This window comes from Pseudomonas sp. FEN (assembly GCF_904067045.1).
GTDB lineage: Bacteria > Pseudomonadota > Gammaproteobacteria > Pseudomonadales > Pseudomonadaceae > Aquipseudomonas.
In genome coordinates this window covers 32,473-56,964 of sequence record NZ_CAJFDC010000033.1, presented here as the reverse complement: position 1 = coordinate 56,964, position 24,492 = coordinate 32,473, and the positions used below count along the sequence as shown (strand labels likewise).

The 24,492-nt window shown below is 61.7% G+C and carries 18 protein-coding genes; 6 read left to right on the top strand and 12 right to left on the bottom strand.

Annotated elements, in window-relative coordinates; translation table 11 throughout:
- Window positions 1-562: 562 nt before the first annotated feature.
- Window positions 563-2,026 carry a glyceraldehyde-3-phosphate dehydrogenase gene (locus PFEN_RS22785; RefSeq protein WP_191488925.1) on the bottom strand — a complete coding sequence of 488 codons (1,464 nt, stop codon included), beginning with the start codon at window positions 2,024-2,026 and terminating at the stop codon, window positions 563-565.
- 351 nt (window positions 2,027-2,377) lie between these two features.
- Here PFEN_RS22785 and mfd point away from each other — a divergent pair, with 351 nt between their 5' ends.
- Genes mfd through PFEN_RS22770 form a run of 3 tightly spaced genes read left to right on the top strand, consistent with a single transcriptional unit; the run spans window position 2,378 to window position 9,117 of the window.
- Window positions 2,378-5,827, top strand: a complete 3,450-nt coding sequence (gene mfd, locus PFEN_RS22780; RefSeq protein ID WP_191488924.1) for a transcription-repair coupling factor — start codon at window positions 2,378-2,380, stop codon at window positions 5,825-5,827.
- Between the two features lie 10 nt (window positions 5,828-5,837).
- Window positions 5,838-6,404: a CsiV family protein gene (locus PFEN_RS22775; RefSeq protein WP_191488923.1), complete on the top strand. Its 567-nt coding sequence runs from the start codon at window positions 5,838-5,840 to the stop codon at window positions 6,402-6,404.
- A gap of 19 nt (window positions 6,405-6,423) precedes the next feature.
- Complete coding sequence (locus tag PFEN_RS22770) at window positions 6,424-9,117, top strand: DEAD/DEAH box helicase (RefSeq protein WP_191489064.1); 2,694 nt, start codon at window positions 6,424-6,426, stop codon at window positions 9,115-9,117.
- 100 nt (window positions 9,118-9,217) lie between these two features.
- On the opposite strand, the gene PFEN_RS22765 is transcribed toward PFEN_RS22770, so the two are convergent.
- The 3 genes from PFEN_RS22765 to psrA form a co-directional block, all read right to left on the bottom strand.
- The gene (locus tag PFEN_RS22765; protein ID WP_191488922.1) at window positions 9,218-9,958 is read right to left on the bottom strand and encodes an S-methyl-5'-thioinosine phosphorylase; all 741 of its coding nucleotides are present in this window, start codon (window positions 9,956-9,958) and stop codon (window positions 9,218-9,220) included.
- Between the two features lie 10 nt (window positions 9,959-9,968).
- The gene (gene nagZ, locus PFEN_RS22760; protein WP_191489063.1) at window positions 9,969-10,967 is read right to left on the bottom strand and encodes a beta-N-acetylhexosaminidase; all 999 of its coding nucleotides are present in this window, start codon (window positions 10,965-10,967) and stop codon (window positions 9,969-9,971) included.
- 252 nt (window positions 10,968-11,219) lie between these two features.
- Entirely contained in the window at window positions 11,220-11,933 is a 714-nt protein-coding gene (gene psrA, locus PFEN_RS22755; RefSeq protein WP_191488921.1) for a transcriptional regulator PsrA, read from the bottom strand.
- Between the two features lie 251 nt (window positions 11,934-12,184).
- On the opposite strand from psrA, the gene lexA reads away from it, so the two are divergent.
- Both lexA and sulA read left to right on the top strand, forming a co-directional pair.
- Complete coding sequence (lexA, locus tag PFEN_RS22750; protein WP_191488920.1) at window positions 12,185-12,793, top strand: transcriptional repressor LexA; 609 nt, start codon at window positions 12,185-12,187, stop codon at window positions 12,791-12,793.
- Between the two features lie 10 nt (window positions 12,794-12,803).
- Window positions 12,804-13,277, top strand: coding sequence for an SOS-induced cell division inhibitor SulA (gene sulA / locus PFEN_RS22745; RefSeq protein ID WP_191488919.1), 474 nt, complete (start codon window positions 12,804-12,806; stop codon window positions 13,275-13,277).
- A gap of 107 nt (window positions 13,278-13,384) precedes the next feature.
- Here sulA and PFEN_RS22740 read toward each other — a convergent pair whose 3' ends face one another.
- From PFEN_RS22740 to PFEN_RS22710, 7 genes are all read right to left on the bottom strand, one after another.
- Entirely contained in the window at window positions 13,385-13,621 is a 237-nt protein-coding gene (locus tag PFEN_RS22740) for a hypothetical protein (RefSeq protein ID WP_191488918.1), read from the bottom strand.
- A gap of 176 nt (window positions 13,622-13,797) precedes the next feature.
- Window positions 13,798-14,319 carry a DUF6586 family protein gene (locus tag PFEN_RS22735; RefSeq protein WP_191488917.1) on the bottom strand — a complete coding sequence of 174 codons (522 nt, stop codon included), beginning with the start codon at window positions 14,317-14,319 and terminating at the stop codon, window positions 13,798-13,800.
- Window positions 14,320-14,542: 223 nt separating this feature from the next.
- A complete protein-coding gene (gene topA, locus PFEN_RS22730; protein ID WP_191488916.1) occupies window positions 14,543-17,158 on the bottom strand; it encodes a type I DNA topoisomerase in 2,616 nt (871 codons plus the stop codon).
- A gap of 114 nt (window positions 17,159-17,272) precedes the next feature.
- On the bottom strand, window positions 17,273-17,509 hold the full coding sequence (locus PFEN_RS22725) for a DUF1653 domain-containing protein (RefSeq protein ID WP_040063192.1): 237 nt from the start codon (window positions 17,507-17,509) through the stop codon (window positions 17,273-17,275).
- Between the two features lie 84 nt (window positions 17,510-17,593).
- A complete protein-coding gene (fadA, locus tag PFEN_RS22720; protein ID WP_191488915.1) occupies window positions 17,594-18,769 on the bottom strand; it encodes an acetyl-CoA C-acyltransferase FadA in 1,176 nt (391 codons plus the stop codon).
- A gap of 29 nt (window positions 18,770-18,798) precedes the next feature.
- Complete coding sequence (fadB, locus tag PFEN_RS22715) at window positions 18,799-20,946, bottom strand: fatty acid oxidation complex subunit alpha FadB (RefSeq protein ID WP_191488914.1); 2,148 nt, start codon at window positions 20,944-20,946, stop codon at window positions 18,799-18,801.
- Between the two features lie 347 nt (window positions 20,947-21,293).
- A complete protein-coding gene (locus tag PFEN_RS22710) occupies window positions 21,294-21,731 on the bottom strand; it encodes a hypothetical protein (protein ID WP_191488913.1) in 438 nt (145 codons plus the stop codon).
- Window positions 21,732-21,836: 105 nt separating this feature from the next.
- Between PFEN_RS22710 and PFEN_RS22705 the strand changes: the two genes are divergently transcribed.
- A complete protein-coding gene (locus PFEN_RS22705) occupies window positions 21,837-22,280 on the top strand; it encodes a universal stress protein (RefSeq protein WP_191488912.1) in 444 nt (147 codons plus the stop codon).
- Window positions 22,281-22,511: 231 nt separating this feature from the next.
- On the opposite strand, the gene PFEN_RS22700 is transcribed toward PFEN_RS22705, so the two are convergent.
- A complete protein-coding gene (locus PFEN_RS22700; protein ID WP_191488911.1) occupies window positions 22,512-24,422 on the bottom strand; it encodes an ATP-binding cassette domain-containing protein in 1,911 nt (636 codons plus the stop codon).
- Between the last annotated feature and the right edge of the window lie 70 nt (window positions 24,423-24,492).

Below are 24,492 nucleotides of genomic sequence, written 5' to 3'. Positions count from 1 at the left end.
GACGACCACTCGATCAGCCTGACTTAGTTGGTTTCTTAGTGTTGTGAGCAGGAATGATATTCCTGTCTTTTTGGAAGTTGGCATCCGATCATAGTGACCACTTATCCACTACTTTTGTTGCCTGTTTATTACGGAAAGGAACCTGACGAATCTTGCCGCTGCCTGATGGCTAAACACAGGCATTTTGATAGCTAGTTCTTGGCAAGCTCGGGCGTTGTCAGAGGCGACACTAAGTTCAGTCTTTTCCAGTGTCAAGCGTCTCAGCACGAACATTTTCATGACGCCAATTATCTAGCACCCTCAAAAATGGATCCATTAAATGAGTACATCCAACAGCCGATCCGCAAGTAATTATTTTTCCTGGCGTTTTAATTTATTAAAAAATAAAATTGAAATTCCACCTATATTGATATTACCTCAACTGAACAACTTGCCAGACTAAAGCGATATAAAACATCGCCCCACTTGCACATCTAAACAACCCTGACGACAAATTCCTTACACCATTCCCCCATGAAAAACGCCCCGACAAGTCGGGGCGTTTTTCATATACGGCGAGTGCTTAGCGCGGGAACGCAGGCGGGTTGACCCCGGCCATGTCTTCCATCACACGGACCACCTGGCAGCTGTAACCAAACTCGTTGTCGTACCAGACGTACAGCACAACGCGGTTGTCATTGCAGATGGTCGCCTCGGCGTCGACCACACCGGCGTGGCGCGAACCAACGAAGTCGGTGGACACCACTTCCTGGGAGTTGACGAAGTCGATCTGCTTGTGCAAATCCGAGTGCAGCGCCATGTAGCGCAGGTACTCGTTCATCTCTTCGCGAGTAGTGGCTTTCTCGAGGTTCAGGTTGAGAATGGCCATCGACACGTTCGGCGTCGGCACCCGGATCGCGTTACCGGTCAGCTTGCCGGCCAACTCAGGCAGGGCCTTGGCCGCGGCGGTGGCGGCACCGGTCTCGGTGATCACCATGTTCAGCGCGGCGGCGCGGCCACGGCGATTGCCCTTGTGGAAGTTGTCGATCAGGTTCTGGTCGTTGGTGTACGAGTGAACCGTTTCAACGTGACCGTTGAGGATGCCGAACTTGTCGTTGACAGCCTTGAGCACCGGCACGATGGCGTTGGTGGTGCAGGACGCCGCGGAAACGATCTTGTCCTCGGCGGTGATTTCGCCGTGGTTGATACCGTGCACGATGTTCTTCAGCTTGCCCTTGCCCGGCGCGGTCAGCACCACGCGGTCGATACCCGGGCAGACCAGGTGCTGGCCCAGGCCGTCGGCGTCACGCCAGACACCGGTGTTGTCCACCAGCAGGGCGTTCTTGATGCCGTACTGAGTGTAGTCCACCTCGGCCGGGTTTTTCGCGTAGATCACCTGGATCAGGTTACCGTTGGCGGTGATGGTGTTGTTTTCTTCGTCGATGGTGATGGTGCCGTTGAAGGAACCGTGCACCGAGTCACGACGCAGCAGGCTGGCGCGCTTGATCAGGTCGTTCTCGGCGCCTTTGCGCACGACGATGGCGCGCAGGCGCAGGCCATCGCCGCCACCGGTTTTCTCGATCAGGATACGGGCCAACAGGCGACCGATACGACCGAAACCGTAGAGCACCACGTCGGTGCCCTTGCGACCGGAAGCGTTCTGCTGACCGACCACATCGGCCAGCTCTTCACGAACGAACTGCTCGGCGCTGCGGCCATTGCCTTGCGCCTTGAATTTCACGGCCAGCTTGCCCAGGTCCACCGAAGCGGCCCCCAGCTTGAGCTCGCTCATCGCCTTGAGCAGCGGGAAAGTCTCGTGGACGGACAGTTCGACATCATCGTTCTGACGATGGCGAGCAAAGCGGTGAGCCTTGAGAATCGCGATGACAGACTGGTTGATCAGACTGCGGCCATAGATCGAACTCACCACATTGTTATTGCGGTAGAGCTGACCGATAAGCGGGATCATCGCTTCTGCAAGCGCTTCACGATCAATCCACTCACCAAGACACTGGTCGGGCTTCTGAGTCACGGGAACCTTCCACATGTAGGGGCTGAAAAAAGGGGCTACATTATGCCGCCGAGTGGCCCTGCGAGCAATGCGCGCCTGTCGTGCATCCGCCAACAAAAACCCTTTTCAAAAAATAACCCCTCGCGCAAGCCCAGCAAATACGCGGGCTGCAGCAGGATGGGAATTTGCCGATCGCCGACGACTTGTCTGTAACCCTTCAAAAAATATGCCCAATATGGCACTACATTTCGCGCCGAAAAGCGCTATTTATTGTCATAGCCACTACATTTCCCCCGATGCGTAATAGAAACAGTCTGCAACTGACAGGCGGCACCCGGGACCGTTACAATTACCGACTTTGTCGCAACGCTTGGAGCTCAACCTTCCGTGCCCGTTCTGCGTCTACCGTTACTCCCTGCCGCGGCAGGTAAACAGCACTGGGGCAATCTCCCCGGCGCCGCCCTGAGCCTGGCCATTGCCGAGGCTGCCAGCGCTGCCAAGCGCTTCACCCTGCTGCTGACCGCCGACAGCCAAAGCGCCGAACGGCTGGAACAGGAGCTGAGCTTCTTCGCCCCGGACCTGCCGGTGCTGCATTTCCCGGACTGGGAAACGCTGCCCTATGACCTGTTTTCACCGCACCAGGACATTATTTCCCAGCGCATCGCCAGCCTTTATCGCCTGCCGGAGCTGGCGCATGGCGTCCTGGTGGTACCGATCACCACCGCCCTGCACCGCCTGGCCCCGACCCAGTTCCTGCTGGGCAGCAGCCTGGTGCTGGATATCGGCCAGAAACTGGATGTGGAGCAGATGCGTACCCGGCTCGAGGCCACGGGTTACCGCTGTGTCGACACGGTCTACGAACATGGCGAGTTCGCCGTGCGTGGCGCCCTGATCGACCTGTTCCCGATGGGCAGCAAGCTGCCGTACCGCATCGACCTGTTCGACGACGAAATCGAGACGCTGCGCACCTTCGATCCGGAAAACCAGCGTTCCATCGACAAGGTCGACTCGGTGCGCCTGCTCCCGGCCAAGGAGTTTCCACTACAGAAAGAAGCAGTGACCCGCTTCAAGGCGCGTTTTCGCGAACGCTTCGACGTCGACTTCCGCCGCTGCCCGATCTTCCAGGACCTGAACAGCGGGATTACCCCCGCCGGTATCGAGTACTACCTGCCGCTGTTCTTCGAGGAAACCTCGACCCTGTTCGACTACCTGCCCCAGGATACCCAGGTGTTCTCCCTGCCGGGTATCGAACAGGCGGCGGAGAATTTCTGGAACGACGTGCGCAATCGTTACGAGGAACGTCGCGTCGACCCGACCCGACCGCTGCTACCGCCGGCCGAACTGTTCCTGCCGGTGGAAGACTGCTTCGCCCGCCTGAAAAACTGGCCGCGGGTCGTCGCCAGCCAGCAGGATGTGGAAACCGGCGTCGGCCGCGAACGCTTCGCCGCCCGCGAGCTGCCGAACCTGGCGATCGAGGCCAAGGCCAACCAACCGCTGGCGGCACTCTCCGGGTTCCTCGAACAGTTCCCCGGCCGCGTGCTGTTCACCGCCGAATCCGCGGGTCGCCGGGAAGTGCTGCTGGAGCTGCTCGAACGCCTGAAGCTGCGCCCGAAAACCGTCGACAGCTGGCCGGACTTCATCGCCGGCAAGGAACGCCTGGCAATCACCATCGCCCCGTTGGACGAAGGTCTGGTGCTGGACGATCCGGCCTTGGCGCTGATTGCCGAAAGCCCGCTGTTCGGTCAACGCGTGATGCAGCGCCGACGCCGGGAAAAACGTGCCGACGCCAACAACGACGCGGTGATCAAGAACCTCACCGAACTGCGTGAGGGCGCGCCGGTGGTGCATATCGACCACGGGGTCGGCCGCTACCTGGGCCTGGCGACCCTGGAGATCGACAACCAGGCCGCCGAATTCCTCACCCTGGCCTACGCCGAGGGCGCCAAACTCTATGTGCCGGTGGCCAACCTGCACCTGATTGCCCGCTACACCGGCAGCGACGACGCCCTCGCCCCGCTGCACCGCCTGGGCTCGGAAACCTGGCAGAAAGCCAAGCGCAAGGCCGCCGAACAGGTGCGCGACGTGGCCGCCGAACTGCTCGACATCTACGCCCGTCGCGCCGCCCGCGAAGGCTATGCGTTTGCCGATCCGAAAGCCGACTACGCGACGTTCAGCGCCGGCTTCCCGTTCGAGGAGACCCCGGACCAGCAGACCACCATCGAAGCGGTGCGCGCCGACATGCTCGCGCCCAAGCCGATGGACCGCCTGGTCTGCGGCGATGTCGGCTTCGGCAAGACCGAAGTGGCCATGCGCGCGGCCTTTATCGCGGTCCACGGCGGCAAGCAGGTGGCGATCCTGGTGCCCACCACCCTGCTCGCCCAGCAGCACTACAACAGCTTTCGTGATCGCTTCGCCGACTGGCCGGTAAGCGTGGAAGTGATGAGCCGCTTCAAGTCCGCCAAGGAAGTGAACGCGGCGGTGGCCGACCTCGCCGAAGGCAAGATCGATATCGTCATCGGCACCCACAAGCTGCTGCAGGACGATGTGAAGATCAAGAACCTGGGCCTGGTCATCATCGACGAAGAACACCGTTTCGGCGTGCGCCAGAAAGAACAGCTCAAGGCCCTGCGCAGCGAAGTCGATATCCTCACCCTGACCGCCACGCCGATTCCGCGCACGCTGAACATGGCGGTGTCGGGCATGCGCGACCTGTCGATCATCGCTACCCCACCGGCGCGCCGGTTGTCGGTACGCACCTTCGTCATGGAGCAGAACAAGAGCACGGTCAAGGAAGCCCTGCTGCGCGAGCTGCTGCGTGGCGGCCAGGTCTACTACCTGCACAACGATGTCAAGACCATCGAGAAATGCGCCGCCGACCTCGCCGAACTGGTGCCAGAAGCGCGCATCGGCATTGGCCACGGGCAGATGCGCGAGCGCGACCTCGAACAGGTGATGAGCGACTTCTACCACAAGCGCTTCAACGTGCTGATCGCCTCGACCATCATCGAGACCGGCATCGACGTGCCGAGCGCCAACACCATCATCATCGAGCGCGCCGACAAGTTCGGCCTGGCCCAATTGCACCAGTTGCGCGGCCGGGTCGGACGCAGTCACCACCAGGCCTATGCCTACCTGCTGACCCCGGGTCGCCAGCAGATCACTCCCGACGCGGAAAAGCGCCTGGAGGCCATCGCCAATACCCAGGACCTCGGCGCCGGCTTCGTGCTCGCCACCAACGACCTGGAAATCCGTGGCGCCGGCGAACTGCTCGGCGACGGCCAGAGCGGACAGATCCAGGCAGTGGGTTTCACCCTGTACATGGAAATGCTCGAACGGGCGGTCAAGGCGATTCGCAAGGGCGAGCAACCCAATCTCGACCAGCCCCTGGGCGGCGGTCCGGAAATCAACCTGCGCCTGCCGGCGCTGATTCCCGAAGACTACCTGCCGGATGTCCACGCGCGCCTGATTCTCTACAAACGCATCGCCTCGGCAACCGACGAAGAGGGCCTCAAGGACCTGCAAGTGGAAATGATCGACCGTTTCGGCCTGCTGCCGGACCCGACCAAGAACCTGGTGCGCCTGACCCTGCTCAAGTTGCAAGCCGAGCAGTTGGGGATCAAGAAGGTCGACGGCGGGCCGCAAGGCGGCCGCATCGAGTTCGCCGCGGACACCCCGGTCGATCCGCTGTCGCTGATCAAGCTGATCCAGGGCCAGCCCAACCGCTACAAATTCGAAGGCGCCACCGTGTTCAAGTTCATGGTACCGATGGAACGCGCCGAAGAACGCTTCAACACACTGGAGGCGCTGTTCGAGCGCCTCACCCCGAAATCTGCCTGAAGGACGCCGTATGCGCCTGATCCCCTCACTGGCCCTGTTGTTGACCCTGATCGCCCCCGCGGCACTGGCCGACGAGCTGTATCAGATCGAAATGATCCTGATCCGGCAGAACCTGGAGCAACCCTTCCAGAGCCAACCCGCGCCCGAGGATTGGGCCAAGGGCGCCAAGCCGGTCAGCGCCGACCAGGAGCGCACCCCCAGCCTCAACGAGATGACCGCCAAGCTGGAAGCCAGCGGCAACTACACGGTATTGCTGCACAAGGCCTGGCAACAGACCCTGAGCGATCAGCCGAGCCTGGTGTCGATCACTGCCGGCCAGGAGCAATTCGGCCAGTTCCCGGTAGAAGGCACGCTGAGTTTCACCCTTAAGCGCTTCACCGACGTGCAAGCGCAGTTCTGGGTCAACCAGTTCGACAACAACGGCGTGGTCAGCGCCAGCGAACGCCTGAACCAGACCAGCCAGACCAAGAATGGTCAACTCAACTTCCTCGACGCCGGCCACCTGGCCCTGCTGCTCAAGGTGACCTCATTCGCCGCATCGAAACGCGAAGCGCCGCCACAGAACCTCGATCAGTGAAAGCCCGATGCCCTCGTCCCTGACGCCCACCCTGACGAAACCGCTCGCACCGTCCTGGGTCAGTCGCTTCAAGGAACAGAGCCTGGAGCGGGGTCGGCGCTACGCTCTGGAAAACCGCGTGCGGATCGTCCAGGCCGGTGACAGCACCATCACCGCCAGTTGCGAAGGCTCGGGCGGCAATACCTATCGGCAGACCATTCATCTGCGCGAGTCCGCCAAAGGCACGCTGCTGGTGGTCGACGCCACCTGCACCTGCCCGGTGCGCAACCGTTGCAAGCATACCGCCGCCGTATTGCTGCAAGTCCAGGAAACCCTGGCCTACCCCGCGGCGGAAAAGGACGCCGAGCTGCTGGAAAAACTCCAGGCCGTGCTGGATGCCCGTACGCCACCACCCTTGCCGCAACAATGCATCGACGACCTGATGCCGGTGCCGCGCCTGTGGCTGGCAAGTATCGAATTCAGCGCCTTCGAGCCGCGCAACGGGCGCATGCAACGCTATATCCAGCACCGCGCGGCGCTGTCCTTCAACTACCTGGGCGAATACGTCAGCGGTCAGAAAAACACCGACATCATCCTGCGCCAGGAGCACCAGAGCCTGCGCATCAAGCGTCAGCTCGAAGCGGAAAAAGCCTGTCGCGAGCAACTGCGCCTGCTCGGGTTCAAGATCGCCACGCGCCAGAGCAAAGCCCTGCCGGAAAGTGCCGGCGAGCTGTTCGAAATGGTCAATGACAGTGCCTGGCTGAACTTCACCCTGAACGAGCTTCCGGGCCTGCGCGCCCAGGGTTGGGAGCTGCAGATCGAGGACGACTTCGGCTTCGACCTCAGTCCCGTCGAGGACTGGTACGCCACGGTCGACGAAGCCCCCGAGCGCGACTGGTTCGACCTGGAACTGGGGATCATCGTCAACGGCGAGCGCCTGAGCCTGCTGCCGATCCTGTTGAACCTGGTACGCTCGCATACCGAACTGCTCAATCCCGAGCGCCTGGCTCGGCGCCGCGACGACGAACTGATCCTGGTGAATATCCCCGCCTCGCCCGGCGGCAGCCATGCATCGCTCCAGGTGGCGCTGCCCTATGGTCGGCTCAAGCCGGTGCTCAACACCCTGGGCGAGTTCTACCTGCAAGAGCCCGGCACTACCCGCCTGCGCCTGAGCCATGCCGATGCGACCCGGCTCAACCCGCTGGACGAATTGTCACTGCTGTGGGAAGGCGGCGAACAGATCCGCGGCTTCGCCCAGCGCCTGCGGGACATCCGCGACAACAGCGCGGCGATCCCCGAGGGCCTCAACGCCACGCTGCGCCCCTACCAGCACGAGGGCCTGAGCTGGATGCAATCGCTCCGGCAACTGGAAGTCGGCGGCATCCTCGCCGACGACATGGGCCTGGGCAAGACCCTGCAGACCCTGGCCCACATCCTCAGCGAAAAACAGGCCGGACGCCTCGACCGCCCGTGCATGGTGGTGATGCCCACCAGTCTGATTCCCAACTGGCTGGACGAGGCCGCGCATTTCACCCCGCAGCTCAAGGTGCTGGCGCTCTACGGAGCCGGGCGCAAGCAGCATTTCGAGCACCTGCGGGACTACGACCTGCTGCTGACCACCTACGCCCTGCTGCCCAAGGATATCGAACGCCTCAAGGCCCAGCCGCTGCACGTGCTGGTACTCGACGAGGCGCAGTACATCAAGAACCCCGGCAGCAAGGCCGCCCAGGCCGCCCGCGAACTGGACGCACGGCAACGCCTGTGCCTGAGCGGCACGCCACTGGAAAACCATCTGGGCGAGCTCTGGTCGCTGTTCCACTTCCTGTTGCCGGGCTGGCTGGGCGATGTGAAGAGCTTCAACCGCGACTACCGCACGCCGATCGAAAAACACGCCAGCGAAGTCCGCCTGCAACACCTCAACGCCCGGATCAAACCGTTCCTGCTGCGCCGCACCAAGGAACAGGTGGCTACCGAGCTGCCGCCCAAGACCGAAATCATCCACTGGGTCGAACTCAACGAAGCCCAGCGCGATGTCTACGAGACCATGCGCCTAGCCATGGACAAGAAAGTCCGTGCCGAGATCACCCGCAAAGGCGTGGCCCGCAGCCAGATCATTATCCTCGAGGCGCTGCTCAAGCTGCGCCAGGTCTGCTGCGACCTGCGCCTGGTCAACGACGCACCCCTGCCCACGCGTGGCAGCACTTCCGGCAAGCTCGACAGTTTGCTGGAGATGCTCGAGGAATTGTTCGACGAAGGCCGGCGCATCCTGCTGTTCTCGCAGTTCACCTCGATGCTCTCGCTGATCGAGGTCGAATTGCGCAGACGCGGGGTGGCCTATGCCCTGCTGACCGGACAGACCCGCGACCGGCGCACGCCGGTCAAGGACTTCCAGAGCGGCAAATTGCAGATTTTCCTGATCAGCCTCAAGGCCGGTGGCGTGGGGCTTAACCTGACCGAAGCCGACACGGTGATCCACTACGATCCGTGGTGGAACCCGGCCGCCGAGAACCAGGCCACCGACCGCGCCTATCGGATCGGCCAGGAAAAACCGGTGTTCGTCTACAAGATGATTGCCCGCGGCACGGTGGAAGAGAAGATCCAGCACCTGCAACAGGAAAAATCGGACCTGGCCGCCGGCGTGCTCGACGGGCGTCAGGCCGGCGACTGGCAGTTGCAGAACGACGATATCGAAGCGCTGTTCGCCCCGCTGCCAGACAACAAAGTCGAGGGCTGAGCCCAGAGCCGGCTTGTCGGGGCGCCGCAGCGCAGCGAAGCTTTTGACGACCTCAAGGGCCTCTTCGCGGATGAATCCACACAGAGGCCCCGCTCCGCCATTACACTGCTGCCAGCACCCGCGCCAGGGTCGATTTCACCTGCCCCATGCCGTCATGTAAGGCCTGCTCGATCTCGGCCATGGTAATCACCGCCGTCGACTTGCCCGCCGCCGGGTTCACCACCAGCGCCAGACAGGCATACTCCAGCTCCAGCTCGCGAGCCAGCGCGGCTTCCGGCATGCCGGTCATGCCGACGATATCGCAGCCGTCGCGTTCCAACCGGGCGATCTCGGCCACGGTCTCCAGGCGCGGCCCCTGGGTGCAGGCGTAGACGCCATGGCTGCTGTAGGCACAGCCTTCGGCCGCCAGCGCCGCGATCAGCCGTGCCCGCAAGCCTTCACTGTAGGGATAGCTGAAGTCGATATGGGTCACCTGCTCCAGATCATCGGCGAAGTAGGTGTGCTGGCGCCCGCTGGTATAGTCGATCAGTTGATGCGGCACGCAGAAATGCCCGGTGCCCATCGCCGCATGAATCCCGCCCACCGCATTGACCGCCAGGATCGCCTCGGCACCCGCCTGTTTCAGCGCCCAGAGATTGGCCCGGTAATTCACCTGATGCGGCGGAAAACGGTGCGGATGCCCGTGACGCGCCAGGAACAGCACGTCGCGGCCGGCGTACTCACCGACCTGGATATCCGCCGAGGGCGCACCATAGGGTGTATCCATCGCCAACGACTGACGAATGCTCAAGCCGTCAAGCTGGGTCAGGCCCGTGCCGCCGATAATTGCGTAAACCGTCATGCAAGCTTCCTCAGTCAATCAGTTGAGCATCTTTGAGTGCGCCGAGAGCCACCAGCCAACGCGGCTCCTGGCGGTAATCGGTACGGGCGAACGCCTGGCCGCGCATCCGCGCAATACGCGGCGACGGCTTGACCTTCAGGCGCTGGGCGGCACTCAAGGCCAGTTCGGCGGCCGCCCGGTCGTTGCACACCAGGCCCATGTCACAGCCCGCGGACAACGCCGCCTCGATCCGACTGGCGGCATCGCCGACCACATGAGCACCGGCCATCGACAGGTCATCACTGAAGATAACCCCGTCAAATTGCAATTCGCCACGCAGAATCTCCTGCAGCCAACGGCGCGAGAACCCGGCGGGTTGCGCATCGACCTGCGGATAGATCACATGGGCCGGCATCACCGCGGCAAGCTGCCGGCTCAAGCGGGTAAAAGGCAGCAGGTCGTTGGCGCGGATTTCATCCAGGCTGCGCTCGTCCGTGGGAATCGCCACATGGGAGTCGGCCTCGGCCCAACCATGGCCGGGGAAATGCTTGCCGGTGGCGGCCATGCCGGCGCTGTTCATCCCACGGATAAACGCCCCGGCCAGCAACGCCACGCGCGCGGGGTCGCCCTCGAAGGCGCGGCTGCCGACCACGGCACTGCGCTGGTAGTCCAGGTCCAGTACTGGCGCGAAACTGAGGTCCAAGCCGACAGCCAGGACCTCGGTGGCCATCAGCCAGCCGCACTGCTCGGCCAGGTATTCGGCATTCGGATTGTCGGCAATGGCACGCATCGCCGGCAAGCGCACGAAGCCCTGGCGCAGGCGCTGCACCCGCCCACCTTCCTGGTCGACCGCCAGCAACAGGTCCGGGCGCACGGCGCGAATGGCCGCGCTCAGCTCGCGGACCTGGCGTGGGTGCTCGATATTGCGCGCAAAGATGATCAGGCCGCCGACTTGCGGCTGGCGCAACAACTGGCGATCTTCAGCCGTCAGCCAGGTACCGGCGACGTCCACCATCAGGGAGCCTTGCAGGGCAGTACTCATAGGGAATCCTTGGGTAAAAGTGCCCGTTGCCCTCGCGGCCCCGCGCGCCGGCCAGCGACGGACAGGCACACCGACACCTTGCCATGGACGGCACCAGGCAAACGGGAACGGGCAAGGAGGGCTTGAAGCGGAAAGAAATCAGGCATGGGCGCCAAGCTTAGCGGATCGAAGCCGGCGCGCCCACCCGTAGCGTGAGGTGCCGCACGAAAACTGCCTGCGCGACGCGTTTTCGTACAGCCCCTAAACCTTGGCCACCGCAGGCGTCGACGTCGACTTGCTGCGCGGGCGCAACTGCGCCGCCGCCATACTGGCGTCGGTCACCCCGCTGTCGGCGCGCATGCCGGCCGCCAGGAACGGCACCATCAGGCGCATGACCTGCTCGATGGAGGTGTTGACCCCGAAGTCGGTCTCGGCAATGGCCCGCAACGCCTTGATCCCCGACATGCTGAACGCCGCCGCGCCGAGCATGAAGTGCACGCGCCAGAACAGTTCGATCGGAGGAATCCGCGGCGCGGCATCGTTGACCAGCAGCATGTAGCGGCGGAACACCTTGCCGTACATGTCTTCCAGGTAGCGACGCAGGTGGCCCTGGCTCTGGCTGAAGGCCAGCCCCAACAAGCGCATGAAGATCGACAGGTCGTTGCCGCTGCGCGGCTGCACCACCAGCGCCTGCTCCACGAGGATTTCCAGCAGCTCTTCCAGCCCGGGCTTGACCTCGGGCTTGGCCTGGCGCCGCTCCAGCTCGCGGTCGAGGCTGATACAGAACGGTCCGAGGAAACGCGAGAATACCGCCTGGATCAAGGCTTTCTTCGAGCCGAAGTGGTAGTTCACCGCCGCGAGATTGACTCCCGCCTTGCTGGTGATCAACCGCAATGAGGTCTCGGCGAAACCTTTTTCCGCGAACAATTGCTCGGCAGCATCGAGAATGCGTTCAACGGTTTCCGACTGGGCCATGGTTACTCCGTCTGACAAACACTTGTTTGAAACATACGTTTCAGCCCCGGGAATGTCAAGTCCGATGGTCCATCCGCGACCCGCCGGTCAGGCATTAAACCATACAACTCGTGGCCTGTAGCCACCCTGCCGATAGCGCGCGGTTGCCGTGTTCCGGCGACCGTCTGGCGGACACGATAAAAAGGAGGATTGCCAAGCGCTTTGCACTGTATATAATCCCAGTCACTGTATAAAAAGACAGAGCGCTCAAAATGATAAAACTGACGCCACGCCAAGCTGAGATTCTGGCTTTTATCAAACGTTGCCTGGATGACAATGGCTATCCGCCCACCCGTGCGGAAATTGCCCAAGAGCTGGGCTTCAAGTCACCGAACGCGGCTGAAGAGCACCTCAAGGCCCTGGCCCGCAAGGGCGCGATCGAGATGACCCCGGGTGCGTCCCGTGGCATTCGCATCCCCGGCTTCGAAGCCAAGGCGGACGAGTCCACCCTGCCGATCATCGGTCGCGTGGCCGCCGGCGCGCCCATTCTCGCCCAGCAGCACGTCGAAGAATCTTGCAACATCAACCCGACCTTTTTCCATCCCCGGGCCGACTATCTGTTGCGCGTTCACGGCATGAGCATGAAGGACGTCGGTATTTTCGACGGCGACCTGCTGGCCGTGCATACCTGCCGCGAAGCCCGCAATGGCCAGATCGTGGTGGCGCGGATCGGCGACGATGTCACCGTCAAGCGCTTCAAGCGCGAAGGCAGCAAGGTCTGGCTGCTGGCGGAAAATCCCGAGTTCGCCCCCATCGAAGTCAACCTGAAAGACCAGGACTTCGTCATCGAAGGTTTGAGTGTCGGCGTCATTCGCCGCTGAAGGAGGCGTCATGCAATTCCAGCAAACCCCACAACACGCACAGCTTTCCCTGTTTGAGGCGTTCATGGCGCAACCGCTCGCGCCCTTGCTCAAGGAGGTGGTCGAAGCGCCCTGGAGCAGCGAGCCGGAAGTCTTCAGCGAGCTGTCGTTGCGGGGCGCTGCCGGGAGTTGCCTGAGCCTGCTGGCCCCGATCCTGCGAGAGTTGAGCCAGGATCAGGAGGCCCGCTGGCTGACCCTGATCGCGCCGCCAGCAAGCCTGACACAGGCCTGGCTGCGGGATGCCGGACTCAACCGCGAGCGGATTCTGCTGTTGCAGCCGAGCAGCGCCCAAAACGCCCTGCAATTGACCTGTGAAGCCTTGCGCCTGGGCCGCAGCCACACCGTGGTCAGTTGGCTGAACCCGCTGAACGCGAACGCTCGCCAACAGTTGATCAGCGCGGCCCGTCAAGGCGATGCGCAAAGTCTGAATATTCGTTTGGGCTGACTGATTGAGCGGCCGTCAGGGCCGATATTACACACCAATCGTCTCAGGGCTTCTCCAGAATAGAGAAGCCGATCTGAAACGCTGTCCAACGCCGAACGAGCCTCGGCTCAGTGAAGAACCCGTGGCCCGCCGTCGTCTTTCTCGATATCACCTTCGACCAAACGCCCAGCCATCTGCACGCCCACGCTCAACATGGCCTTCGCCACCTCGACATGCTGGCCCTGCAGGAACGCCTTGGCATCTTCGGAAAAGTTAAGGGTGACCAGAGAACCTTCGTCCTCGGCCCGACGCAGCTCGATACGGCCGTCCGGCAGCTCGACAATTTCTAGAAAGGACGTAGGCATAATGTCTGTTCTCCACGAAAGGCCAGCATTATATCAGTCATTGCTGGCACCTCGCAGAGGAACTGCAGTGCTTTCTTTACCGCTTGATGAACATCTGACAGATGGATACTACTTTTAGCGAAGAAAAAGACGGCAAAATAATCACCTTCCGTTCATCCATATGCGTGTTCAATCACTCAGCATTCGTTTAGCCCGTCGCGAAAACGGATCGCCAGCGCCTTCAGGTTCTGCCGCCAGCTCTCCAGCTCCTCACGCCCCAACTCGGGCGCTTCTTCCTCATCCAGGCTGACCGCCACGATCAACGGCTGCAGCACGTCGCCCTTGGCCTTCCTGGGCGCCTGGGGCGGCAGATACAAAGCGGCATGGGCACTGATCAGACGGGCCAGCCAGGTTTGTCGATTCTGGGCCAGCTCCACCAGCTCGGCCATTTCAGGGATGGCGATCGTTTCCAGCGCCTCACGGGTCAGCAACAACTCGGCCCGCGGCGCCGCGGCCTGGGGCAAGCGGTAGAAACCGGCAATCTCATGGCACAACCCGAGCAACGCGCCATACAGATGAAACACCGCCGCTTCGCGTTCGGCCTGGATCAGCGCCAGGGCATTCATTGCCCGGCTCTCCTCGGCTTTGCCCAGGGCTTCCAGGGCGAGGCCGGCGTAGAAAATCTTCTGGTTGGTGCGGGTATAGAGTTCGTTGGCCATGACGGCACGCTCCAGGAAAAAAGGCCACAGGCAGGTCAGTCAGTTTCAGGGATCGACCAAGTTCACCGCAAGCGCAAAAAACAAAGGCCGCGTGAAAACCCTAATATCGCTTAGTCAGGGCTTTCACACGGCCTGAAGACACAGGAGAGGAAACTGTGGGAGGTCGACCTCCAATACAAGCTCCACCCCCACACCTACCCGATCAGTTGATCAGGGGCTCAGTTCACGAGCGCTTGTCTTCCACCTTCCATTTGCCGCCGTCGTAGAACGCCTTCCAGCCAGTCGGCTTGCCGTCCACTTCGGTCTGCACGTACTGCTCCTTGGTCTTGCGACTGTAGCGAATGACCGCCGGACGACCGTCCGGGTCCTTCTGCGGAGCCTCACACAGGAAGTGGTACTTGGGATCGATCTCGGCCTTGTGCGGCAGGATCTCGATCACCAGCGGCGCACGGGTTTCGCGGTTTTTCGGGAACTGGCTGGCAGCCAGGAACAGCCCGGAAGCGCCATCACGCAGGATGTAGGTATCGTTGACCTTCTCGCACTTGAGCTCCGGCATCTTCACCGGGTCCATCTTCGGCGGCGCCGCGTCACCGCTCTTGAGCAGCTTGCGGGTGTTCTTGCAGGTCGGGTTGGTGCAACCGAAGAACTTGCCGAAACGGCCGGTCTTGAGCTGCATCTCGCTGCCACACTTGTCGCATTCCAGGCTCGGACCTTCATAGCCCTTGATGCGGTAGCTGCCTTCTTCGATCTCATAGCCGGCGCAATCCGGGTTGTTGCCGCAGATGTGCAACTTACGCTTTTCGTCCAGCAGGTAGGCATCCATCGCCGTACTGCAGATCGGGCAGCGATGCTTGCCACGCAGCACCAGGGATTCGGACTCACCCTCGTCGTCGGCGGCGATTTCATCGCCCGGCACCAGGTTGACGGTGGCCTTGCAGCGCTCCTTGGGCGGCAGGCTGTAGCCCGAGCAACCGAGGAACACACCGGTGGAGGCCGTCCGAATCTGCATCGGCCGACCGCAGGTCAGGCACGGGATGTCGGTCATCACCGGCTGGTTGGCGCGCATGCCGCTGTCGGGGTTTTCCGCCACTTCGAGTTTTTTCTTGAAGTCGCCGTAGAATTCGTCGAGTACGTTCTTCCAGTCGCGCTCGCCCTGGGCCACGTCGTCGAGATGCTCTTCCATGCTGGCGGTAAAGCCGTAGTCCATCAGGTTGGAGAAACTCTCCGACAGACGCTCGGTGACGATGTCGCCCATTTTCTCGGAGTAGAAGCGGCGGTTGTGCAGCGCCACATAACCACGGTCCTGGATGGTGGAGATGATCGCCGCATAGGTCGAGGGACGACCGATACCACGTTTTTCCATTTCCTTGACCAGGCTGGCTTCGGAGTAACGCGCCGGCGGCTTGGTGAAGTGCTGGGTCGGATCCAGCTGGATCAGTTTCATCACCTCGCCCTGGACCATGTCGGGCAGCACGTCGTCGTCGCCCGGCTTGCTCATCTGCGGCAGTACCCGGGTGTAACCGTCGAACTTGAGGATGCGACCCTTGGCACGCAGCTCGAAGTTACCGGCGGCGACGCTGACGGTGGTCGACAGGTATTGCGCCGGCAGCATCTGGCAGGCCACGAACTGGCGCCAGATCAGCTCGTAGAGACGCTCGGCATCACGCTCCATGCCCGACAGCTTGCTCGGGTCGGTGTTCACATCCGAAGGACGAATGGCTTCGTGAGCTTCCTGCGCGCCGGCTTTGCTGCTGTAGACGTTAGGGGCGGACGGCAGGTATTTCGCGCCGAACTCGCTTTCGATATAAGTGCGCGCCATCGCCACGGCATCAACCGAGAGGTTGGTGGAGTCGGTACGCATATAGGTGATGTAGCCCGCTTCGTACAAGCGCTGGGCCATCATCATGGTTTTCTTCACCCCGAAGCCCAGGCGGTTGCTCGCGGCCTGCTGCAGGGTTGAGGTAATGAATGGCGCCGACGGTTTGCTGCTGGTCGGTTTGTCCTCGCGCTTGACGATGCTGTAGCTGGAGGCCTTGAGCTGGTCCAGGGCCGCCATGGCCTGGGCTTCATTGAGCGGCTTGAACGCCTCGCCCTTCTCACGCGCCACTTCAAAGCGCACCTTGGCGCCCTTGGTGGTGCCGAGGTCGGCGTGGACTTCCCAGTACTCTTCGGGGTTGAAGGCACGGATCTCGCGCTCACGCTCGACCACCAGCTTCACCGCTACCGACTGCACGCGACCGGCGGACAGACCACGGGCGATCTTCGACCACAGCAATGGCGAGACCATGTAACCCACCACACGGTCAAGGAAGCGCCGGGCCTGCTGGGCATTGACGCGGTCGATATCCAGCTCGCCAGGCGCCGAGAAGGCTTCCTGGATGGCTTTCTTGGTGATTTCGTTGAACACCACGCGCTTGTAGCGGCTGTCATCGCCACCGATGGCTTCGCGCAGGTGCCAGGCAATGGCTTCCCCTTCGCGGTCCAAGTCCGTTGCGAGATAGATGGTGTCGGCATCCTTGGCCAGGCGGCGCAGCTCCTCGATCACCTTCTCCTTGCCGGGAAGGATCTCGTAGCGGGCTTTCCAACCGTGGTCCGGATCGACGCCCATGCGCGAGACCAGCTGCTTGCGCGCCTTGTCCTTCGCCGACAGCACCGGGGCTTCGCCAGCCGCCGCCTTGCCGCGCTTGGCAGCGGGCTCTTTGGTGGCACTCGCCGAACCGCTGGTGGGCAGGTCTCGGATATGGCCGATACTCGACTTCACCACGTACTGGGTACCCAAGTACTTGTTGATGGTCTTGGCCTTAGCCGGGGATTCCACAATGACCAGCGATTTGCCCATGGATCGGAAAATTCCTGAATGCTAGAAGTGAGAGGCGGACTGCGCCTGACGCGGCACCGCTATATATAGTGGCTACAAGGTGAGGTCAAGCACAGGGTTCTGCGCGCCCTCCCCTCAGGGCCTTGAAAAAAGGCTCGGTTCGGCTTGCACCAAAGCAAAGCGCGGGACCTGTTCGCCGTCAACCTCGACCGACTCCAGGAACATGCTCAAGGGCCGTACCCAAAAGCCGTAATCGCCATACAGGGCTTGGTAGAACACCAATTCCTCATTGGTCTCGGAGTGCCGTGCCACGTTGAAAACTCGGTACTGCGGCCCCTTGTAATGCTGATAGAGCCCGGGTTCCAGTTTCATGTATCGGCTCCTTACAAATAAAAATAAAAAAATCGGAAAAACAAAAGCCGGGGCACCAGGCCCCGGCTTCCTTCGACGAGACGCTTAGACGCGTTCGAAGACGGTAGTGATGCCTTGGCCGAGACCAATGCACATGGTGGACACCCCGAGGGTACCGCCATTCTGCTTCATCACGTTGAGCAAGGTGCCGGAGATTCGCGCACCGGAACAACCGAACGGGTGGCCCAAGGCGATGGCGCCGCCGTGCAGGTTAACCTTCTCGTTCATCTTGTCGAGCACTTTCAGATCCTTGAGCACCGGCAGGGCCTGTGCGGCGAAGGCTTCGTTGAGCTCGAAGAAGTCGATATCGGAGATAGCCAGGCCCGCGCGCTTGAGGGCTTTCTGGGTCGCCGGTACCGGACCGTAGCCCATGATCGCCGGGTCGACACCCGCCACGGCCATGGAGCGGATCACCGCCAACGGCTGGATACCCAGGTCCTGGGCACGCTGTGCCGACATCACGATCATGCACGAGGCGCCGTCGGTGATCTGCGAGGAAGTCCCCGCCGTCACGGTACCGCCCTTGGGGTTGAACGCCGGCTTCAGGGCCGCCAGGCTTTCCAGGGTGGTTTCCGGACGAATGGTTTCGTCGTAGTCGAACACCTTGAGGAAACCGTTCTCGTCATACCCCTGCATCGGGATGATCTCGTCCTTGAACTTGCCTTCCACGGTGGCCTTGTAGGCCAACTGGTGGGAACGCACGCCGAAGGCATCCTGTTGCTCGCGGGTGATGCCGTGCATCTTGCCGAGCATCTCCGCGGTCAAACCCATCATGCCCGAGGCTTTCGCCGCGTACAGGGACATGTGTGGGTTCGGATCGACACCGTGCATCATGCCCACATGGCCCATATGCTCGACGCCGCCGACGACGAAGACGTCACCGTTGCCGGTCATGATTGCCTGGGCGGCGGTGTGCAACGCGCTCATTGACGAACCGCACAGGCGGCTGACGGTCTGGCCGGCGGCGGTATGCGGGATCTGGGTCATCAGCGAGGCCATGCGGGCGATGTTCCAGCCCTGCTCCAGGGTCTGGTTCACACAGCCCCAGATCACGTCCTCGACTTCGTTCGGGTCGACCTTGACGTTGCGTTCCAGCAGCTTGCTGATCAGGTGCGCCGACATGTCCTCGGCGCGGGTGTTACGGTGCATGCCGCCCTTGGAGCGGCCCATCGGAGTACGACCGAAGTCGACAATCACGACGTCTCTAGGATTCAAGCTCATATCGTTCACTCTCGCTCTAATGTGGGCGCTTAACCGAAGAACCGCTGGCCGTTGCGGGCCATTTCACGCAGCTTCGCGGTCGGGTGGTACAGCGCGCCCAGGTCGGCGTACTGATCGGCCAGGGCAACGAATTCGGCCACACCGATGGAGTCGATGTAGCGCAACGCACCGCCACGGAAGGGAGGGAAACCGATACCGTAGACCAGACCCATGTCGGCTTCGGCGGCGGTTTCGACGATACCGTCTTCCAGGCAGCGCACGGTTTCCAGGCACAGCGGGATCATCATCCAGTTGATGATGTCCTCGTCGCTCACTTCACGCTGCTCGTAGATGATCGGCTTGAGCACTTCCAGCACCGACGAGTCGGCGACTTTCTTCTGTTTGCCGCGCTTGTCGGTCTCGTAGGCGTAGAAACCCTTGCCGTTCTTCTGGCCCAGGCGCTTGGCCTCGTAGAGGGCATCCACCGCCGAACGACGGTCGTCCTTCATGCGATCCGGGAAACCTTCGGCCATGACGTCACGGCCGTGGTGACCGGTGTCGATGCCAACCACGTCCATCAGGTAGGCCGGGCCCATCGGCCAGCCGAACTTCTCCATGATCTTGTCGATACGGACGAAGTCCACACCGGCGCTGACCAGTTTGGCGAAACCGCCGAAGTACGGGAACAGGATACGGTTGACCAGGAAGCCCGGGCAGTCGTTGACCACGATCGGGTTCTTGCCCATTTTCTTGGCATAGGCCACGGTGGTGGAGACCGCTTGTTCGCTGGACTTCTCGCCGCGAATCACTTCCACCAGCGGCATCATGTGCACCGGGTTGAAGAAGTGCATGCCGACGAAGTTTTCCGGACGCTTGAGGGCCTTGGCCAGCAGGCTGATGGAGATGGTCGAGGTGTTGGAGGCCAGGATGGCATCTTCCTTGACCTGGGCTTCCACTTCCGCCAGTACCGCCTGCTTGACTTTAGGGTTCTCGACGACCGCTTCGACCACCAGGTCGACATGGCCAAAGTCACCATAGGACAGGGTCGGACGAATGCCGTTGAGCACTTCAGCCATTTTCGCGGCGGTCATGCGGCCCTTGTCAACGCGCCCCACCAGCAGTTTCGCGGCTTCCGCCAGCCCCTGCTCGATGCCGTGCTCGTTGATGTCCTTCATCAGGATCGGCGTACCTTTGGAAGCCGACTGATAGGCGATACCGCCGCCCATGATACCGGCACCCAATACGGCGGCCTGTTTCACGTCCTTGGCGATTTCGTCGTAGGCCTTGGCCTTTTTCTTCAGTTCCTGGTCGTTCAGGAACAAACCGATCAGGCTTTGCGCAGCCGCGGTCTTGGCCAGCTTGACGAAGCCGGCGGCTTCGATTTCCAGGGCCTTGTCACGACCGAAGTTGGCGGCCTTCTGGATGGTCTTGATCGCTTCGACCGGAGCCGGGTAGTTCGGACCGGCCTGACCGGCGACGAAACCCTTGGCGGTTTCGAAGGCCATCATCTGCTCGATGGCGTTGAGCTTGAGCTTGTCCAGCTTCGGCTGGCGCTTGGCCTTGTGATCGAGTTCGCCGGAGATGGCGCGCTTGAGCAGTTCCAGAGCGGCTTCCTGGAGCTTGTCCGGAGCGACCACGGCATCGACGGCGCCGACTTTCAGGGCGTCTTCGGCGCGGTTTTCTTTACCCGCGGCGATCCACTCGATGGCGTTATCCGCACCGATCAGGCGCGGCAGACGGACGGTACCACCGAAGCCCGGGTAGATTCCCAGCTTGACTTCCGGCAGGCCGATCTTGGCGCTGCTGGACATGACCCGGAAATCCGCGGCCAGGCACATTTCCAGGCCACCGCCCAGAGCAATGCCATTGATTGCGGCGACAGTCGGCACGGCCAGGTCTTCGAAATCGCTGAAAATCTTGTTGGCTTCGAGGTTGGCGGCCACCAGCTCGGCATCCGGCAACTTGAAGTTGTCGACAAATTCGGTGATATCGGCGCCAACGATGAACACATCCTTGCCGCTGCTGACGATAACGCCCTTGACGGACGCGTCAGCCTTGAGGGCGTCCACGGCCTGGCGCAATTCGCCCAGGGTTAGACGGTTGAACTTGTTGACGGACTCACCCTTGAGGTCGAACTTCAGTTCGACGATGCCACTTTCAAGAGCCTTAACCGTGATGGCTTTACCTTCGTAAATCATCAACTGATCTCCACGATATGGAAGCTGAACAGTACACGTCGGACGCGAGCGGATGGTACGGCACTGACGTTACCGTCGATGCTACGCCAAGCCGCCAGGCACACCCGCCAACGCGATAGTCGGGATTCTGTTTGGAGCCGTCTGATCAGACAAACGCTCAATTCATACGCCCGTTTGATTTGGGTGTGAACACCTTCACGGAATTCGCGGCAATTGTCAATTGCCGAAAACATTGCGGAAAAAGCGACTTCCCAGTCATATTCCGGGCGTGAATATGCGCGAGCCACAAGGTCTATGGCCAGCCATTCAGCGAATCAATAGTGTAGCGTCGACCGGCCGATCCTGCGTCAGGCCAGGGCCTTGAGTACTGCCGCGATGGCCGGCAAGGCCTGGGCATCGCCGCGCTCGCCCCAATACACGGCAATCATCTGCTTATCCGCCTCGATCTTGTAAACGCTGTCCGGCAACGTTCTGAACTGCGCCAGCAGCTTGTCGTCCGTCAGCGGCTCACGCCATTGATTGGCCCATACTCCGGGGGCGATCTGCCAATAGCACCAGCAAGGGCTGTCGCCGCGCAAGCGCGGCCGATGGTACTGCGCGCAAGGGCTGGGAGGCTCGTGCGGCAACCAGTGCGGCCACTCCTGGGGCGCCAATTGCATCCCCAGGCCGAGGCGGCGCGCCTCCATGCGCACGGCCATCATCCCGCTCTGGCGGCGCGAAGGACGCAACCAGGCCAGGGGGCTCAACACCAGCGCCAGGATTGACACCACTATCCATACCGTCATATCTCTAACTCTCTCGATTCTTGATGAGCGCTTGGCTCGCCGATGAGCCAATCCGCTTGAAACCAGCCATACTTAACGTTATTGCGATCCTCAGGAGTGCCTTTCATGAGCTACGAACACATTCTGGTAGCTGTCGACCTGACAGAAGAATGCGACCCGGTCATCAAGCGCGCACGCGAACTGTCGGTCAGCAGCCAGGCCAAGCTATCACTGGTGCATATCGTCGAACCCATGGCCATGGCCTTCGGAGGGGATGTGCCCATGGACCTTTCCCAATTGCAACAACAGCAATTCGACCAGGCCAAGGAGCGCCTCGATCGGCTGATCGCCAAATATCCGGAACTTTCCAAAGACCACTGCCACCTGACCTATGGCCAGCCGCGCCAGGAAATCCACCACCTGGCCAAGGAACAGCAGTGCGACCTGATCGTGGTCGGCAGCCATGGCCGCCATGGCCTGGCACTGCTGCTGGGCTCCACCGCCAACGATGTGCTGCACGGGGCGCCGTGCGATGTACTGGCGGTGCACCTGATCAAACGACCGAGCTGATCCTGGATACCAACTGACGGACCTTGAAATAGCAACTGCAAGAGCCAGCTTGCTGGCGATGGCATCCGTGAGATCAATGCAAGACTCAAGGGCCTCATCGCCAGCAAGCGGGCTCCCACAGATTTGCGCAGATCACAAAACATCGGTACTACTTCAAGAGAACGGCGCGACCAATGAAAAGCCCGGCTCCCACACAAGTTGGGACCGGGCTTTTCGTTACTCGGCGATCACTCAGGCGTCCAGCTCGGCCCAACGCTCCACCATCACCTCCAGCTCGGCCTGGAGTTTTTCCAGCCCAGCGATGACCGAAGCCGTCTCCGTCGCCGGACGCTGATAGAAGCGCGTCTCGGCCATTTCCGCCTCGACCGCGGCAATCTGCTGCTCCTTGGCCTCGATCTCACCCGGCAGCGCTTCCAGCTCGCGCTGCAACTTGTAGCTGAGCTTTTTCTTCGCCGCCGGCTGCTCGACAGCCGCCACCGGCGCCGCCTTGACCACCGCCGAATTGAGTTCGGCCTTGCCGGACTTGTTCTCGGTCACCCCAAGCAAACGCGGCGAACCGCCCTGGCGCAGCCAGTCCTGGTAACCGCCGACGTACTCGCGCACCTTGCCCTCGCCTTCGAAAACCAGGGTACTGGTCACCACGTTGTCGAGGAATGCCCGGTCGTGGCTGACCATCAACACGGTACCGCTGAATGTCAGCAGCACTTCTTCCAGCAACTCGAGGGTTTCCACATCGAGGTCGTTGGTCGGTTCGTCGAGCACCAGCAGGTTGGACGGTTTGCTGAACAGCTTGGCCAGCAACAGGCGGGCACGCTCACCGCCGGACAAGGCCTTGACCGGGGTGCGGGCGCGCTGCGGACTGAACAGGAAGTCGCCCAGGTAACTCAGCACATGACGGCTCTGGCCATCGATATCGATAAAGTCGCGACCTTCGGCGACGTTGTCGATCACGGTCTTTTCCAGGTCCAGTTGATGGCGCAACTGGTCGAAGTAGGCCACGTCGATCCGCGTGCCCTCTTCCACCGTGCCGCTGGTCGGCTGCAAGCCATTGAGCATCAGCTTGAGCAAGGTGGTCTTGCCGGTGCCGTTGGCCCCCAGCAGGCCGATCCGGTCGCCACGCTGCAGGACCATGGAGAAGTCCTTGATCAGGAACGGCCCGCCCGGGTGAGCGAAGCTGACGTTTTCCAACACCATCACCTGCTTGCCGGACTTGTCGGCGGTGTCGAGCAGAATGTTCGCCTTGCCAGTGCGCTCACGACGCTCGCTACGCTCCACGCGCAGGGCCTTCAACGCGCGTACACGGCCTTCATTGCGGGTCCGGCGGGCCTTGATACCCTGGCGGATCCACACTTCTTCCTGGGCCAGGCGCTTGTCGAACAAGGCGTTGGCGGTTTCCTCGGCGGCCAGCGTGGCCTCCTTGTGCACCAGGAAGCTGGCGTAATCGCCATTCCAGTCGATCAGGCCGCCACGGTCCAGCTCGAGGATGCGGGTCGCCAGGTTCTGCAGGAAGGAACGGTCGTGGGTGATGAACAACACCGCGCCCTGGAAATCCTTCAAGGCTTCTTCGAGCCAGGCAATCGCGCCGATGTCCAGGTGGTTGGTCGGTTCGTCGAGCAGCAACAGGTCCGGTTCGGACACCAGCGCCTGGGCCAGCAGGACACGCCGCCGCCAGCCGCCGGACAACTCGGCAAGCGTCTTGTCGGCGGGCAGTTGCAGGCGGCTCAGGGTACTGTCGACCAGGGTCTGCAAACGCCAGCCATCGCGGGCCTCGAGGTCATGCTGGACATGCATGAGCTTGTCCAGGTCGGCATCGGTGACGATGTTCTGGCTCAGGTGATGATACTGGGCCAGCAACTCGCCAACGCCATCCAGGCCCTCGGCAACCACATCGAACACGGTGCGGTCGTCGGCCAGCGGCAATTCTTGCGGCAACTCGCCGATCTTGAGCCCGGGCGCGCGCCAGACGGAGCCGTCATCGGGCTTCTGAACGCCCTTGACCAGCTTCAACATGCTGGACTTGCCTGTGCCGTTGCGGCCGATAATGCACACCCGCTCACCACGGGCGATCTGCCACGACACCTTGTCCAACAACGGCATAGCGCCGAAAGCAAGGGACACATCGCTGAATTTGAGCAGGGTCATGAGCTTCTCCAAAAACCGGGGGCGTATTCTACCTGACTTGGACCCGGAGGCGGCCGGCATTTTTACCCAG

Bases quoted from the DNA above. Each gene is read 5' to 3' on its own strand.
- PFEN_RS22785 (WP_191488925.1), bottom strand. From the start codon at position 2,026: ATGTGGAAGGTTCCCGTGACTCAGAAGCCCGACCAGTGTCTTGGTGAG.
- PFEN_RS22775 (WP_191488923.1), top strand. From the start codon at position 5,838: ATGCGCCTGATCCCCTCACTGGCCCTGTTGTTGACCCTGATCGCCCCC.
- PFEN_RS22765 (WP_191488922.1), bottom strand. From the start codon at position 9,958: ATGACGGTTTACGCAATTATCGGCGGCACGGGCCTGACCCAGCTTGAC.
- psrA (WP_191488921.1), bottom strand. From the start codon at position 11,933: ATGGCCCAGTCGGAAACCGTTGAACGCATTCTCGATGCTGCCGAGCAA.
- lexA (WP_191488920.1), top strand. From the start codon at position 12,185: ATGATAAAACTGACGCCACGCCAAGCTGAGATTCTGGCTTTTATCAAA.
- sulA (WP_191488919.1), top strand. From the start codon at position 12,804: ATGCAATTCCAGCAAACCCCACAACACGCACAGCTTTCCCTGTTTGAG.
- PFEN_RS22740 (WP_191488918.1), bottom strand. From the start codon at position 13,621: ATGCCTACGTCCTTTCTAGAAATTGTCGAGCTGCCGGACGGCCGTATC.
- PFEN_RS22735 (WP_191488917.1), bottom strand. From the start codon at position 14,319: ATGGCCAACGAACTCTATACCCGCACCAACCAGAAGATTTTCTACGCC.
- topA (WP_191488916.1), bottom strand. From the start codon at position 17,158: ATGGGCAAATCGCTGGTCATTGTGGAATCCCCGGCTAAGGCCAAGACC.
- PFEN_RS22725 (WP_040063192.1), bottom strand. From the start codon at position 17,509: ATGAAACTGGAACCCGGGCTCTATCAGCATTACAAGGGGCCGCAGTAC.
- fadA (WP_191488915.1), bottom strand. From the start codon at position 18,769: ATGAGCTTGAATCCTAGAGACGTCGTGATTGTCGACTTCGGTCGTACT.
- fadB (WP_191488914.1), bottom strand. From the start codon at position 20,946: ATGATTTACGAAGGTAAAGCCATCACGGTTAAGGCTCTTGAAAGTGGC.
- PFEN_RS22710 (WP_191488913.1), bottom strand. From the start codon at position 21,731: ATGACGGTATGGATAGTGGTGTCAATCCTGGCGCTGGTGTTGAGCCCC.
- PFEN_RS22705 (WP_191488912.1), top strand. From the start codon at position 21,837: ATGAGCTACGAACACATTCTGGTAGCTGTCGACCTGACAGAAGAATGC.
- PFEN_RS22700 (WP_191488911.1), bottom strand. From the start codon at position 24,422: ATGACCCTGCTCAAATTCAGCGATGTGTCCCTTGCTTTCGGCGCTATG.